Raw genomic sequence first — 14872 nt, forward strand, 5'->3', positions numbered from 1 at the left:
GCGCCGCCGCCCCCCCCCCCCCCCCCCGCTCCCCTACATCCTACTCCACTCCCCCCCCCGCGCGCCCCCCCCCACACCCCGCCCCCCCCGCCACCGGCACATCCGCTTGAGTTCTCCCCGCGGCGGTCACCGGACCGACGGCGGCCGCCTGGACGGGAGATCGGGGGTGCCACTCGTGCGGATCGGACTTCTCACCGAAGGTGGTTATCCGTATGCGACGGGAGAGGCCAGGCTCTGGTGCGACCGCCTCGTGCGCGGGCTGCCGCAGCACGAGTTCGAGCTGTACGCGCTGAGCCGCAGCGCCGAGCAGGAGGAACGCGGCCGGGTCGTGCTCCCCGAGCACGTCACCCGCGTCTGGACCGCCCCGCTGTGGGCCCCCGCCGACGACGGGCGCAGCTACTCCCGGCGCGAGCGGCGGCGGTTCGCCGACGTCTTCAGGGAGCTGGTCCGCGGCATCTGCGCCGGCGACGCCGAAGCCTTCGCCGCCGGGCTCTACGGCCTCGCCGAACTCGCCCGGGACCAGGGCGGGCTGTACGCGGCTCTGCGCTCCGAGACCGCCGTGCGGGCCGTGGAGTCCGCCTGCCGGGCCCCCGGCGCGCGGCGCTCCGTACAGCGGGTACAGGTGGCGGACCTCCTGGAGTTCGTCGACGCGCTGGAGCGGCTGCTGCGGCCGCTGTCCCTCGACTGGTACGAGGACCTGCGCGAGGTGGACGTCTGCCACGCCACCGCAGGCGGGGTCGCGGCCCTGGCCGGGCTCCTGGCCAAACGCTTCTTCGGGGTTCCGCTGCTGGTCACCGAGTACGGGGTCCGGCTGCGCGCCCACTACCTGGAGCGGTCCGAGGACGCCCGGCCCGCCGTCCGCGCCCTCCTCGCGGCCTTCCACGTACGGCTCGCCTGCGAGATCTACGCCCGGGCCGACCTCCTCACCCCCGGCAACGCGCACGCCCGCCGCTGGCAGGAGCGGTGCGGGGCCGCGCGGGACCGGCTGCGGACGGTGTACCCCGGGATGGAGGCGGACCGATTCGCCACCGTCGGCGAGGACCCCGACTGCGGCGACCCGGACACCCTGGTGTGGGTCGGGCGGATCGAACCCGCCAAGGACCTGATCGCCCTGCTGCACGCCTTCGCCGACATCCGGCGGGCCGCACCGGGCACCCGGCTGCGGATCTTCGCCACCGCGGCCGTGCCCGGCTACCTCGCCGACTGCCGCTCGCTCGCCGCGCAGCTCTTCCCCGACGAGGCCGCCGACGCGGTCACGGTGGGGGAGAGCCCGGTCACCTTCGAGGAGATCGGCGGGCCCGAGGCCCCGTCGGCGGCCGACGCGTACGGCTGCGGGCGCGTGGTGGTGCTGTCCTCCGTCATCGAGGGCTTCCCCATCACGCTGGCCGAGGCGATGTTCTGCGGCCGGGCCACCGTGTCCACCGACGTCGGCGCGGTGTGCGAGGTCATCGGCGGCACCGGCCTCGTCGTCCCGCCCCGCAACCCCCGTGCCCTCGCCGACGCCTGCGTGGCGCTGCTGAAGGATCCCGAACGGGCCCAGCGGCTCGGCGCGGCCGCCCGGGCGCGGGCCCTGGAACTGTTCACCGTGGAGCAGAACGTGGCCGCCTTCCGGGAGATCTACCTCCACCTGCTGGCCCGCGGCCCGGCCCGTCCCGACACCGCGGTCCCCTTCGGCCGCCCCCCGGAGGCCCGTGTCCCGGGCCACTGGACGAGCCCCACCTGGACCCCGGCCCCGGCGGCCGACGCCGAGGCGGCCGCCGCCGACCCGGAACCGCCCCACGACACCGCCACGAACCCTGCCCGGGCCGCAGCCCCGGGCGCCACCCCGGAACCGGCCGCGGGAACGCCCGGCGCCCCGGCCCCGCTCGGGGCCCCGATCACGGAGGCGACCGTATGACCCTCGACGAAGCCGCCCCGCTCGCGGCAGCGCCCCGGCGGCGGGCCGGAGGCGATCCCGTCAAGGCGCTGCTGCACCGGCACCGGGTGCTGTGCGAGCAGGCCGTGGATCCGCTGGAGATCGCCGCCGGGCTGGAGGCCCACGGGATCACCGACCGCACCGCCGCCCGCTTCCGCCACCGCGACGTGTTCTCCCTCGCCGAGGAGCTCTACGCCCGCACCCCGCGCGGGGACGAGCCCGCCGCCCCGGCCGCCGCCCGTCGCGCCGACGCCCGCGCCTTACGAGGATTCGGCTGCTCCCTGCTGCCCGGCGCCCTCGCCCTCGGGGCGGCCGCCGCCGGGCTGCCGTACGCGGGCCCGCTCGCCGCCCTCGCGGCCGTCGCCGCCCTGGTGGTCCGGCGGGGACCGGCGCCGCGGGACGCCTCCGGCCGGGCCGCCCTCGCCGCCGTGTACCTGCTCGCCGCGGCCGTCGTCGGCTGGGCCGTCCACCGCCACGGCACCGCCCTCGGGGTGTCCCTCGCCCTGGCCGCGGCCCCCGCCCACCTGGCCGCCGCCGCCTTCGCCGCCCGCGCCCGGCGCCGGCTCGCCGCGAGCCGCGCCCTGGAGGACTTCGCGGACGGGGCCAGGCCGCTGCTCCTGTGCTGCGTCGCCGCCTTCACTGCGGCCGCCGCCGGGGCGGCCGCGCTCGCCGGGATCCCGCTCCCCGTCGCGGTACCGCTCGCCGTGCTGCTCTTCCTGACCCGGCTGCTGCTCGGCCACGGCGCCCCGCGCCGGCCCGTCGCCGCAGCCCTGGCCCTCGCCCTGGTCCCGGCCGCCCTGGCCGGGGCCGCCGCCGCGGCCGGGCTCCTCCTCCTCGCCGTCCCCGTGCTGGCCCGCGCCTCCGCGCACGCCCGGCACTGAGCGGCGTACCGCCCGGCTCGAACCGAACGAACGCCGCACTGCCTTCTGCACCGCCCCCGGACCCACCGGATCCCTCAACCCGAACCGTCGACCAAGGAGACACACGATGACCGGCCAGCCAACCGACCAAGGGGCCGCGCGATGAGGGTGCTGCTGATCGGAGCCAACGGATACCTCGGCCGCTACGTCGCCGACCGGCTGCTCGCCGACCCCGCCGTGCAGCTCACCGCGCTCGGCCGCGGCGACGACGCGGACGTCCGCTTCGACCTCGCCACCGGCAGCCCCGGAGCCCTCACCCGGTTCCTCGACGCCGTCCACCCCGGGGTCGTCATCAACTGCGCCGGCGCCACCCGCGGCGGCGCCCGCGAGCTGACCCGGCACAACACCGTCGCCGTCGCCACCATCTGCGAGTCCCTGCGCCGCAGCGGCTGCGGGGCCCGGCTCGTCCAGCTCGGCTGCGCCGCCGAGTACGGGCCCAGCCAGCCCGGATCGTCCACGGCCGAGGACGCCGTCCCCAGACCCGGCGGGCCGTACGGCGTGAGCAAGCTCGCCGCCACCGAGCTCGTGCTCGGCTCCGGGCTCGACGCCGTCGTCCTGCGGATCTTCTCGCCCGTCGGCCCCGGCACCCCCGCCGGCTCCCCGCTCGGCCGCCTCGCCGAGGCCATGCGGCGCGCCATGCAGTCCGGGGACGGCGAGCTCAAGCTCAGCGGGCTCGGCGTCCAGCGCGACTTCGTGGACGTACGCGACGTGGCGCGGGCCGTGCACGCCGCCTCGCTCTCCGCCGCCCAGGGCGTCGTCAACATCGGCACCGGCCGCGCGGTCCGGTTGCGCGACGCGGCCGCCATCCTGGCCCGGGTCGCCGGGTACGGGGGCGCCCTGCACGAACTCGACCTGCCGCACGGCGGCCCCGGCGCCCCGGGAGAGCGCCAGCCGCACGGGCAGCACGGCCACGGCCACCCGGGTCACCCCGGCCACCCCGGCCGGCCCTCCGCCCTCGCGGCCATCGGCGCCCCCCGCTCCGAGGCCACCCCCGAGCAGCTGGCCGGCGCGGCCCCGCCGCCGGCCTCGTACCCCTACCCCGACGGCTGCGGCGCCTGGCAGCAGGCCGACGTGCGCACCGCCCGGGACCGGCTCGGCTGGCGGCCCCGGATCAACCTGGAGGAGTCCCTCGCGGACATCTGGATGGAGGCGGCATGCCGCATCTGACCACCCGGGCCGCGGCCACCGCCGCCACCGAGGCCGGCCGCCTGGGCCTCGGCATCCCCGGCTACGCGCACCCGTTGCTCGCCCCCGTGGAATGGGCCGAGCTGACCCGCCCCGGCACCCCGCTGCACTGGGCCGTGCTCAACGTCACGGACGGCCCCGGCGCCCGCCCCGACCCGCACTGCACCGAGGCCGTCGGCCGGCTCCGGGAGGCCGGCGGCACCGTCCTGGGGCATCTCGCGATGCGAGACGGGGCGCGGTCCTTCGGGGAGCTGCTCTCCGACGCCCACCGCTACGCCGACTGGTACCGGGTCGACGGCTTCTACCTGGACCGGGCCCCCGCCGGGCGCGAGGAGCTCGCCGCGGTGCGCCGCGTAGCCGACAGCCTGCGCGGCCTCGGCGAGGGGCTGCGGATCGTGCTCGGGCACGGCACCCACCCGTACGAGGGGTACGCGGAGGCCGCCGACCAGCTGGTCACCTTCGCCGGGGCGTGGGCCGACTACCGCTGGTCGCAGGTGGCGGAGTGGACCGCCGAGCACCCGCCGGAGCGGTTCTGCCACCTCGTCCACGGGGTGCCGCGCACCCACCTGGAGGAAGCCGTCCGGATCGCCCGCTGGCAGGGCGCCGGCACCATCTGGTTCACCGACCGGCGCGGTGCCCGCGATCAGGACCCATGGGCGTCAATGCCCGCGTACTGGGACGAAATCGTCTCACGTATCGGACCGGGTGTCTCGGAATGAAGAAGGGCGTGGCAGTGTTACGGAAGAGCCACCGTTCATGCATACCCATCTACGGAGTCCCCGTGTCGCTGCCACCCCTGGTCGAGCCAGCTGCTGAGCTCACCGTTGACGAGGTCCGTCGGTACTCCCGCCACCTGATCATCCCCGATGTCGGGATGGACGGCCAGAAGCGTCTGAAGAACGCCAAGGTGCTGGCCGTGGGCGCGGGCGGCCTCGGCTCGCCCGCCCTCATGTACCTGGCCGCGGCCGGCGTCGGCACGCTGGGCATCGTGGAGTTCGACGAGGTCGACGAGTCGAACCTGCAGCGCCAGATCATCCACAGCCAGTCGGACATCGGCCGCTCCAAGGCCGAGTCCGCCCGCGACACCGTGCTGGGCATCAACCCGTACGTGAACGTGATCCTCCACGAAGAGCGGCTCGAGGCCGAGAACGTGATGGAGATCTTCAGCCAGTACGACCTGATCGTCGACGGCACGGACAACTTCGCCACGCGCTACCTGGTCAACGACGCCTGCGTGCTGCTGAACAAGCCGTACGTGTGGGGCTCGATCTACCGCTTCGACGGCCAGGCCTCGGTCTTCTGGTCCGAGCACGGCCCCTGCTACCGCTGCCTCTACCCGGAGCCCCCGCCGCCGGGCATGGTCCCGAGCTGCGCCGAGGGCGGCGTGCTGGGCGTGCTCTGCGCGTCCATCGGCTCCATCCAGGTCACCGAGGCCATCAAGGTGCTCGCGGGCGTCGGCGAGCCGCTCGTCGGCCGTCTGATGATCTACGACGCCCTGGAGATGCAGTACCGCCAGGTCAAGGTCCGCAAGGACCCCGACTGCGCGGTCTGCGGCCCGAACGCCACCGTCAAGGAGCTCATCGACTACGAGGCCTTCTGCGGCGTCGTGTCGGAGGAGGCCCAGGAGGCGGCGATCGGCTCGACGATCACTCCGAAGCAGCTCAAGGAGTGGATCGACGAGGGCCAGAACATCGAGATCATCGACGTCCGCGAGAAGAACGAGTACGAGATCGTCTCGATCCCCGGCGCACGGCTGATCCCCAAGGGCGAGTTCCTGATGGGCACCGCCCTGCAGGACCTCCCGCAGGACAAGCGCATCGTCCTGCACTGCAAGACGGGTGTCCGCAGTGCGGAAGTCCTCGCGGTCCTGAAGTCCGCGGGCTTCGCGGACGCGGTTCACGTGGGCGGCGGCGTGATCGGCTGGGTCCACCAGATCGAACCGCAGAAGCCGGTCTACTAGCAGCCGGATTCCGTTTGAGTGCATGAAGGGCCGTACCTGCGACGGGGTACGGCCCTTCGCCACGCCCTGCCCGTGTCAGGCTGCGGCGGTATCGGAGGGTGGTGCGGTGGCGGTGCTGCAGACGGCATTGCGGCCCGGCGTCTTCCCCTCCAGGAAGTAGAGGTCGACGGCCTTCTGCACGCAGGCATCGCCGCTGTTGTACGCCCCGTGCCCCTGCCCCTTGTACGTGAGCTCCACGCCCACGCCCGGGCCCAGCCGTTCGACCATCCTGCGGGCACCCTCGTACGGGGTCGCCGGGTCGCCGGTGTTGCCGATCACCAGGATCGGCGCGGAGCCGGGCGCGGAGACGTCCGGCGTCTGCCAGGCGCCGGCCACCGGCCAGTTGGTGCAGCTCATCAGCGCCCACCCCAGGAAGTCCCCGAAGACGGGGGAGGCCGCCCGGAACCGCGCCAGCCTGGCCTTGGTCTGCTCCAGCGTGAACCGGTCCTTGGAATCGGCGCAGTTGATGGCGGTGTTGGCCGCACCGATGTTGCTGTAGCGGCCGTAGCGGTCCCGGCCGTTGAGCGCGTCGGACAGCGCCATCAGCAGCTGCCCCTGCCCGCCGTCGGCTTCGTCGAGCCCCTGCTCCAGCAGCGGCCACAGCTCCTTGGAGTAGAGCGCCTGGGCGATGCCGTTGGTGGCGGCGGAGTCGGTCAGCTTGCGGCCGCCGAGCCCGGCGATGGGCTTCTGCGCGAGCCGCTTCTGCAGCGCGACGATGTTGTCCTCGATCTCCTTCGCGGTGCTGCCCTGGAGCCGACAGTCCTCGCCCCGGTCCACGCAGTCCTGCGCGAAGTTGCCGAGCGCCAGCTGGAACCCCTTGGCCTGGGCCAGCGCCCCCTCCTCGGAGGTCTTGGTCGGGTCCACGACGGCGTCGAAGACGGCCCGCCCGACGTTCTTCGGGAAGAGGTGGGCGTAGACCCCGCCGAGCTCGGTGCCGTAGGAGATCCCGAAGTAGTTCAGCTTCTCGTCGCCGAGGGCCTGGCGGATCCGGTCCAGGTCCCGGGCGGCGTTCTCGGTCCCGACGTAGGGCAGCACCTTCCCGGACCGCTTCTTGCACGCCGCCTGATACTTGCGAATCCCTTCGACGAACGCAGCTTCCTCCGCTGCCGTCTCGGGCGAGGAATCCTGCGCGTAGTACCGGTCCAGCTCCTTGTCGGTCTCGCACAGCACGGGCGCGCTGCCGCCCACCCCCCGGGGATCGAAGCCCACCAGGTCGTAGCGGCTGCGCAGGGCCTCGTACTCCTTGGCCGCGCCGGGCAGCGTACTGATCCCGGACCCTCCGGGCCCGCCGAAGTTGAACACCAGCGACCCGAGCCGCTTGTCCTTGTCCCGGGCCCGCGCCCGGATGAGCGCGAGGGGGATGGTCTCCCCCTCGGGCTTGGCGTAGTCGAGGGGCACGCGGAGCGTGGCGCACTGCCAGTCCTTGGGCGGCGCCTGCCCGCCCCCCTGGGCGGCATCGGGAGCCGCGCACTCCCCCCACTTCAGCGGCGGAGGCCCTTTGGTCCCCCCGGCACGCGGCGCAGCCCCCGGCCCGGAACACCCGGCCACCACAACGCCGACCACCCCAACAGCGACCACCCACACGCCACGTCTCGCCATACCCCCATCCTGCGCGGCCCCCCGACCCCCCGCCCGCGCACGGGCCCATCCGGGTGCGACGGGGGGCGGCCCCCGCGCCCGGGTGGGTCGCGGCGCGCCGCGGGACTAGATGGCTTCCTTGCGGGTGAGGTAGTTGAAGGAGATCCAGCCCGGGAGGACCGGGAGCCAGAAGGTCATCAGGCGGAAGAGGAGGACCGCGGAGATCGCGACCTCCTTCTCCAGGCCGGCTGCGATCAGGCCCAGGGTCAGGGTGGTTTCCACCGCGCCGATGCCGCCGGGGGTCGGGGCCGCCGAGCCCAGGGCGTTGCCGGCCAGGAAGACCACCGCGATGCTCGCGTAGCTGAGGGTCTCGCCGCCGCCGAAGGCGCGGATCGACGCGTCCAGGCACATCACGAAGCACCCGGTCAGCAGCAGCATGCCGCCGATGCCGGTCATCAGCTTCTGCGGCCGCTGCAGGACGTCCAGCATGCGCGGCACCACGCCCGCGAACAGCGCCCGGACGCGGGTGACGACGAACTTGCGCAGGAACGGGACCGCCGTCACCACCAGGACCAGGACCGCCACCGTGAGGAGGCCCGCGATGACCGTCCTCGACGGGGTCATCTCCGGGGTCTTCTCGGTGCCCGTCAGGTAGCCGAACGCCAGCAGCAGCAGGATGTGGCTCGCCAGGCCGAACAGCTGCGAGGCCCCGACGCTGGCCACGGCCAGGCCCGGCCGGACCCCGGCCCGCTGCAGGAAGCGGGTGTTCAGGGCGACACCGCCGACCGCGGCCGGCGCGACCAGCTTCACGAAGGAGCCGGCCACCTGCGCGACCACCGTCCGCAGGAACGGCACCCGCTCCGGCACGAACCCCAGCAGGCTCATCGCGGCCGCGCAGTAGCTGAGCGCCGAGAAGGCCAGCGCGGCCCCCACCCAGCCCCAGTCCGCCGTGCCGACGATCGTCGCGAAGTCCACGTGGGCCAGCTGCGTCAGCAGGAAGTACGCACCGAACGCGCCCGCGATGAACGACACCAGCGTCCGCGGCCGGATCCGCTCCAGCCGGGCCGGCTCCACCGGCGCCTGCGGACGGATCAGCAGCACCTGGGCGCGGATCTGGCTCAGCAGGTCCTCCTCCCGCGCCCCCTCCAGCGCGTCGTCCAGGGCCCTCTTCTCGGCCTTGCGGTCGGCCGCCGAGGTGGCCGCCGCCTCCGCCCCGGCCGCCTCCCGCGCGGCCTTCGCCGCCCGCGAGGACTCCAGTACGGCCTCGCGCTGCCGGTCGGCGCGCTCCCGGGCCAGCCGGCGCAGCGTCGCCCGGGTGGAGCGGCTCAGCGCGATCGGCTGGAGCAGCGGAAGGCAGTCCGCCACCGTGTCGGGGCCGAGCACCGACACCGCCGAGGCCACCGCCCGCTCCGCCCCGACGCGCAGGCCGAGCGTGGTCAGCAGCTGGGCGATGTCCATCCGCAGCACCAGGTCGCCGGCCGCGATCTCGCCGCCCCGCAGGTCCGTGAGGACCACCGTGCCGGAACGATCCACCACCAGCGCGTCCCCGGTGAGCCGGCGGTGCGCGATCCGGCGCGACTGCAGGGCCCGTACCTGCTGCCAGGCGTTGCGGGACAGCTCGTCGGTGATCTCCTCGTCCGCGAGGGCGTCCAGCGGCCGGCCGTCGAGGTGCTCGTACACGAGCATCACGGCGTCCGGGCCGAGCTCGGAGGTGGCGATCAGCTTCGGCGCGTTCGCCCCGGCTGCGATGGCCGCGTACGCGAGGAGCGCTTCCTGCTCCAGCGCCTGCCGCAGCGACTGCAGCGAGCGCCGGGTCGTGATCCCGCGCAGCGTCATCCGGCGCCAGACCCGGTAGAAGAACCCGTGCGCCTGCTGCTCGCGGTCGACGACGGTCACGTCCAGCGGCGGGCCGTCCTCCAGCGTGACGTGGTAGCGGCGGCCCCGGTCGCTGGCCTCGGAGGCGTCGGCGCCCTCGGGGAGCTCGGCGCGCATCGCGCTGACCGGCTGGAAGCCGACGCGGCGCAGGCCCGCCAGCAGGTTCTGCCCGGTGGGCCGGACGTTGGGCGAGCCGACGGCGTACAGGGTGCCGTACGCGACGCTCCAGCCGATCAGCACCGTCAGGATGATCGAGAACGGGGTGGTGTAGCCGCTGACCAGCATCGCGAACGCGTCCAACAGCAGCACCACCCACAGCGCCACCCGCCAGCGCGGCCGACGCGTCATCCCGACGGCCGTCATGTACGCGATGACCGGCGCGAGGTAGCCGTGCACCGGGTCGGTGGGCGCCCCGCCGGCGCCGGCGGCCCGGGTCAGGGCGTCCTGGATGGTCTCCGGGGCGCCCTGCGAGACCCACAGGTCGGTGGCCAGGGTGACGCCGTGCGCGAGGACGGCGGCGAGCACCCCGTCGGCGATGCGGAGCCCGTCGCGCTTGATCAGCCGCTCGATGGCGAAGGCGACGGGGACGAGGAGCACGGCGATGCTCGAGACCAGCCCGGCGACCTTGATCAGCAGGTCGGGGGCGGCGCCGGTGCCCTGGGAGATGTCGGCCTCAAGGCCGGCGGTGGTGCCGTGGGCGAAGGCGGCGATGCCGAGGACGACGGCGACGCCGAGGATGCCGACGAAGAGGCGGACCAGGTCGGACGGCCGGTGCACGCGGGCGGCGAGCAGCGGCTCGTCCACCTCGACGGCCCCCTCGGGGTGCTCGGCCGGGAGCGGTGCGGGCGGCCCTGCGGAGGGCTCGGCCGCGGGCTCGGCCGCGGGCTCGGATACGGCTTCGGCGGCGGGCTCGGACACGGGCTCGCCGTGGTGTCCGCCGGGGAACCCGGCGCGCAGCCCGGAGGGGCCCTCGGCCGCGGGCTCGCCGGAGGGCTCGGCTTCAGGCTCGCCGGAGCGCTCGGTCGCGGGCTCGCCGGAGGGCTCGGCTTCAGGCTCGCCGGAGTGCTCGGTCGCGGGCTCGCCGGGACGCGGGCCCGGCCGCGTGCCGCCGTCCTCGCTCGCGCCGTCCGGAGGGCTCACACCCTGCTCCTTCGTCGTCACATCCGTCTCTTCTTGATCACGTATCACCAGTCACCGCCCGGAAGATGGTGGCACGGACGGGCGGGCCTGCGGGGCATCAGGGTGCGCGCCGGTGCGGAAGGAAGGGCTCCGCGAAGCCGCCCCGGCCGGTCCGGCACCATGGGCGGAATGAGCGAAGAGCTGCCCGCGTACGCGGAGCGCGTGCTGGACGTGGCCGACCGGATTCCGCCCGGGCGGGTGATGACCTACGGGGACGTCGCCGAGTGGCTCGGCGAGGGCGGCCCGCGCCAAGTGGGCCGCGTGATGGCCCTGTACGGGGGAGCCGTGCCCTGGTGGCGCGTGGTCCGCGCCGACGGGCGGCCCCTGCCGGGCAGCGAGCCACGCGCCCTGGAGCACTACCGCGCCGAGTCCACCCCGCTGCGGCTGACCGCCGGCGGGGAGGCCCGGCTGGACATGCGGCGGGCCCGCTGGGACGGCAGCGGGGCCGGCGGAGCGGGGGGCGCCGGGGGCGACGGGGGTCACACCTGACAGCTTCCGCCATCGGGCGCCCGCGCGTCCGGCCCGGTGCCCGGCGGGGGGCCCGTACGGGGGACGGACGGCGGCCGCGGCGGGGTCCCCCCGCCGACCTCGGGGAACTGCACGGGGCGGGCCGCTTGCCGTAGCGTTGCCTCTTCGGCGGTCGCCGCCGGGGCCCGTCGCGGCGCCCGCGCAGCGGCCCCGACGCCCGTACGCACCACCGCAGCAGCAGACCCACCAGGACCGGCACCCCACGTGATCACCTCTTCCTCCGACCGCTCCGAGCGGCGGCGTACGCGGATCCCCGACGCGTACCGCCTCGTGCGCAGCGGACCGAAGCGGGTGGATCCCCCTGTCCTGGACGCAAGCCAGCAGGCGGTGGTTGATCACACCGCCGGCCCGCTGCTGGTCCTGGCCGGACCGGGCACAGGGAAGACGACCACCCTGGTCGAGGCGGCCGCGGCCCGCGTCGAGGCCGGCACGGACCCGGCCCGGATCCTGATCCTCACCTTCAGCCGCAAGGCGGCGGTCGAGCTGCGCGACCGGGCCGCACTGCGGCTCGGCGGGGCCCGCGCCCCGCAAGCCACCACCTTCCACTCCTTCTGCTACGGGCTGGTCCGCGCCCACCAGGACACCGAGCTGTTCGCGGACCCACTGCGGCTGCTGTCCGGGCCCGAGCAGGACGTCATGGTCCGCACCCTGCTGGAGGGCCAGCGCGAGATCCGGTCCATCCGCTGGCCCGACGACCTGCGCGCCGCGCTGACCACCCGCGGCTTCGCCGACGAGGTGCGCGCCGTGCTCGCCCGCGCGCGCGAGCTGGGGCTCGGCCCGGCGGCGCTGGACGCCTTCGCCGCCCGGATCGGCCGGCCCGACTGGAAGGCCGCGGCCGCCTTCCTCTCCGAGTACCTGGACGTCCTGGACATGCAGGGGACCCTCGACTACGCCGAGCTCCTGCACCGGGCCGTGCTGCTGGCGGAGCGGACGCCGGCGCTGGCCGCCGCGTACGACGTGATCTACGTCGACGAGTACCAGGACACCGACGCATCTCAGCTGCGGCTGCTGCGGGCGCTGGCCGGGCCCGGCGGGACGCTGGTCGCCTTCGGCGATCCCGACCAGTCGATCTACGCCTTCCGCGGCGCCGACATCAACAACATCCTCGACTTCGAGGGCTCCTTCCCCGGGGCCGCCGTCCGCGCCCTGACGGTGGGCCGCCGCTCGGCGTCCGAGCTGCTGGCGGCCACCCGCCTGCTGGCCGCGCGCATGCCGGTGCCGCGGCTGCCGGCGGAGGCCGTACGGGCGCACCGCGGGCTGGCGCCGACCCGCGAGGGCGGCCGGGTGGAGGTGTACACGTACCCGACGGCCGGCGCCGAGCTGGACAACATCGCCGACATCCTGCGCCGGGCCCACCTGGAGGACGGCGTGCCCTGGCAGGACATGGCCGTCCTGGTCCGCTCCGGCGGCCGCACCCTGCCGGCGATGCGGCGCGCCCTGATCGCGGCGGGAGTCCCGGCGGAAACGGACGGCACCGACACCCCGCTCCGCCACGAGCCGGCCATCACCCCCCTCCTGACGGCCCTGCGCACCGCAGCCCTGTCCCTGACCACCCCCGAGCCGACCGGCCCCGCCCCCGCCGAACAGGCTGCCGCCCCCGACCCCGCGGCACCCGCCGACGGGCCGGAGCCCGCGGTTGCCGCCGCGGTCGGCGCAGGCGCCGCAGTCGCCCCCGTGGGCGACGGCGCCGTGCCCGGCAGCGGTGGTGGCGGCGGCGACGGCGGTGAGGCCGGATCGGCCGCCGTGGACGCCGGGTGGGTCGGGGTCGAGGCGGCGCTCGTGCTGTTGACCTCGCCGCTCGGCGGGATGGACGCCGCCGATCTGCGGCGGCTCGGACGGGCGCTGCGGGACGAGGAGCGCGCCGCCGGCATCGCCGTGCCCGCGCCCTCCGACGTGCTGCTCGCCCGCGCCCTCGCCGAGCCGGAACGGCTCGTCGCGCACGACCCCGCGTACGCCCGCGGCGCACAGCGCCTCGGCCTGCTCCTGCGCAAGGCCCGCGAGCTCCTCCAGGGCGGCGGCACCGCCGAGGAGGCCCTGTGGACCCTCTGGGACGGCACGCCCTGGCCGCAGCGCCTCGAACGCAGCGCCCGCCGCGGCGGCCCCGCCGGCCGCAACGCCGACCGCGACCTCGACGCGGTCTGCGCGCTCTTCGACACCGCCGCCCGCGCCGAGGACCGCACCGGCGGCCGCGGCGCCCTGAACTTCCTGGAGCAGCTGGAGGCCGAGGACATCGCCGCCGACACGCTCACCCGCCGGGCCGCCCGCTCCGACGCCGTCCGGCTGATGACCGCCCACCGCTCCAAGGGCCTCGAATGGCGCCTCGTCGTGGTCGCCGGCGTCCAGGAGGGCCTGTGGCCGGACCTGCGCCGCCGCGGCTCCCTCCTGGAGGCCGACCGCATCGGCCGCGACGGCCTCGCCGAGCCGCTCCCCGCCGGCGCCCTCCTCGCCGAGGAGCGCCGCCTGTTCTACGTCGCCGCCACCCGCGCCCGCGACCGGCTCGTCGTCACCGCCGTGAAGGCCCCCGCCGAGGACGGCGACCAGCCCTCCCGCTTCCTGGCGGAGCTCGGCGTCACCCCCAAGGACGTCACCGGCCGCCCGCGCCGCCCCCTCGCCGTCCCCGCGCTCGTCGCCGAGCTGCGCGCCACCACCGTCGACCCCGACGCCTCGCCGGCGCTGCGCGACGCGGCCGCCCGGCGCCTGGCCCGCCTCGCCGCGCTCACCGACGACGAGGGCCGCCCGCTGGTGCCCGCCGCGCACCCGCAGCGCTGGTGGGGCCTGTACGAGCCCACCCGCAGCAGCGTCCCGCTGCGCGACCGCAACCGCCCCGTGGCCCTCTCCGGCAGCGCCCTGGACCAGCTCGCCAACACCTGCTCCCTGCAGTGGTTCCTGGGCCGCGAGGTCAAGGCCGACGCGCCCTCCACCGCCGCCCAGGGCTTCGGCAACGTCGTCCACGTCCTCGCCGACGAGGTCGCCTCCGGCCGGACCCCCGCCGACCTCGCCGTGCTCATGGAGCGCCTCGACTCCGTCTGGGACGCCCTCGCCTTCGACGCCCCCTGGAAGTCCCGCCAGGAGAAGGACAACGCCCGCGCCGCGCTGGAGCGCTTCCTGCGCTGGCACACCACCGACCGCGGGGGCCGGGCGGCGGTCGCCACCGAGCACGATTTCGACGTCACGCTCGAAGCGGGCGAGTACGCCGTCCGGATCCGGGGCTCCATGGACCGGGTCGAGGCGGACCCGCAGGGGCGTGCGTACGTCGTCGACTTCAAGACCGGCAAGTCCGCGCCGACCAAGGGCGAGGTGGCCCGCCACCCCCAGCTCGCCGTCTACCAGCTCGCCGTCCGCGAGGGCGCCGTCGACGAGGTCTTCGACGGCGCACGGCCCGAGCCGGGCGGCGCCGAGCTCGTCCATCTGCGCCAAGGCGCCGCCAAGCGCGACGGCGGCGAGACGGTGCCGAAGGTGCAGGCGCAGGAGGCGCTGTCGGCCGGCTCCTCCGGCGAGTGGGTCGGCGACCTGCTGGCCACCGCCGCCGGACGGGTCCTCGACGAGCGGTTCGCCCCCGCCACCGGCAGCCACTGCGACCACTGCTCCTTCCGCAGCGCGTGCAGCGCCCGGCCCGAGGGCCGCCAGACGGTGGAGTGAGCCCGCCCGGCCCGCCGGCCGTCCCCACGTGTGATGCGGGTCGCGGGCAGTGTC

The 14872-nt window shown here is 75.6% G+C and carries 9 protein-coding genes; 7 read left to right on the forward strand and 2 right to left on the reverse strand.

What is annotated here, in order from left to right; genetic code table 11:
• Nucleotides 1–175 precede the first annotated feature (175 nt).
• The 5 genes from AB0F11_RS12280 to moeZ all read left to right on the forward strand — a co-directional run bounded on the left by AB0F11_RS12280 (nt 176) and on the right by moeZ (nt 5980).
• Nucleotides 176–1897, forward strand: a complete 1722-nt coding sequence (locus AB0F11_RS12280) for a DUF3492 domain-containing protein (protein WP_362171294.1) — start codon at nt 176–178, stop codon at nt 1895–1897.
• Nucleotides 1894–2796 (forward strand): hypothetical protein, encoded by a 903-nt coding sequence (locus AB0F11_RS12285; protein WP_362171297.1) that lies wholly within the window; start codon nt 1894–1896, stop codon nt 2794–2796. Before AB0F11_RS12280 ends, AB0F11_RS12285 begins: the two co-directional genes overlap by 4 nt.
• A 141-nt stretch (nt 2797–2937) precedes the next feature.
• Nucleotides 2938–4002 carry an NAD-dependent epimerase/dehydratase family protein gene (locus AB0F11_RS12290; protein ID WP_362171300.1) on the forward strand — a complete coding sequence of 355 codons (1065 nt, stop codon included), beginning with the start codon at nt 2938–2940 and terminating at the stop codon, nt 4000–4002.
• Complete coding sequence (locus AB0F11_RS12295) at nt 3990–4739, forward strand: spherulation-specific family 4 protein (protein WP_362171303.1); 750 nt, start codon at nt 3990–3992, stop codon at nt 4737–4739. Before AB0F11_RS12290 ends, AB0F11_RS12295 begins: the two co-directional genes overlap by 13 nt.
• Nucleotides 4740–4801: 62 nt before the next feature.
• Nucleotides 4802–5980 (forward strand): adenylyltransferase/sulfurtransferase MoeZ, encoded by a 1179-nt coding sequence (gene moeZ, locus AB0F11_RS12300; protein WP_362171306.1) that lies wholly within the window; start codon nt 4802–4804, stop codon nt 5978–5980.
• Between the two features lie 75 nt (nt 5981–6055).
• On the opposite strand, the gene AB0F11_RS12305 is transcribed toward moeZ, so the two are convergent.
• A complete protein-coding gene (locus AB0F11_RS12305) occupies nt 6056–7618 on the reverse strand; it encodes an alpha/beta hydrolase (RefSeq protein WP_362171309.1) in 1563 nt (520 codons plus the stop codon).
• A 105-nt stretch (nt 7619–7723) separates the two neighbouring features.
• Nucleotides 7724–10276 carry a lysylphosphatidylglycerol synthase transmembrane domain-containing protein gene (locus tag AB0F11_RS12310; RefSeq protein WP_362171553.1) on the reverse strand — a complete coding sequence of 851 codons (2553 nt, stop codon included), beginning with the start codon at nt 10274–10276 and terminating at the stop codon, nt 7724–7726.
• A gap of 495 nt (nt 10277–10771) precedes the next feature.
• Here AB0F11_RS12310 and AB0F11_RS12315 point away from each other — a divergent pair, with 495 nt between their 5' ends.
• A complete protein-coding gene (locus tag AB0F11_RS12315) occupies nt 10772–11140 on the forward strand; it encodes an MGMT family protein (RefSeq protein ID WP_362171312.1) in 369 nt (122 codons plus the stop codon).
• A 243-nt stretch (nt 11141–11383) separates the two neighbouring features.
• Complete coding sequence (locus AB0F11_RS12320) at nt 11384–14818, forward strand: ATP-dependent DNA helicase (RefSeq protein WP_362171315.1); 3435 nt, start codon at nt 11384–11386, stop codon at nt 14816–14818.
• Nucleotides 14819–14872 lie beyond the last annotated feature (54 nt).

Source organism: Streptomyces sp. NPDC032472, assembly GCF_040636955.1.
Taxonomy (GTDB): Bacteria; Actinomycetota; Actinomycetes; order Streptomycetales; family Streptomycetaceae; genus Streptomyces.

What these genes read in the sequence shown, in the direction of transcription:
- AB0F11_RS12285 (WP_362171297.1), top strand. Translation starts at nt 1,894, where the DNA reads ATGACCCTCGACGAAGCCGCCCCGCTCGCGGCAGCGCCCCGGCGGCGG.
- AB0F11_RS12290 (WP_362171300.1), top strand. Translation starts at nt 2,938, where the DNA reads ATGAGGGTGCTGCTGATCGGAGCCAACGGATACCTCGGCCGCTACGTC.
- AB0F11_RS12295 (WP_362171303.1), top strand. Translation starts at nt 3,990, where the DNA reads ATGCCGCATCTGACCACCCGGGCCGCGGCCACCGCCGCCACCGAGGCC.
- AB0F11_RS12305 (WP_362171309.1), bottom strand. Translation starts at nt 7,618, where the DNA reads ATGGCGAGACGTGGCGTGTGGGTGGTCGCTGTTGGGGTGGTCGGCGTT.
- AB0F11_RS12315 (WP_362171312.1), top strand. Translation starts at nt 10,772, where the DNA reads ATGGGCGGAATGAGCGAAGAGCTGCCCGCGTACGCGGAGCGCGTGCTG.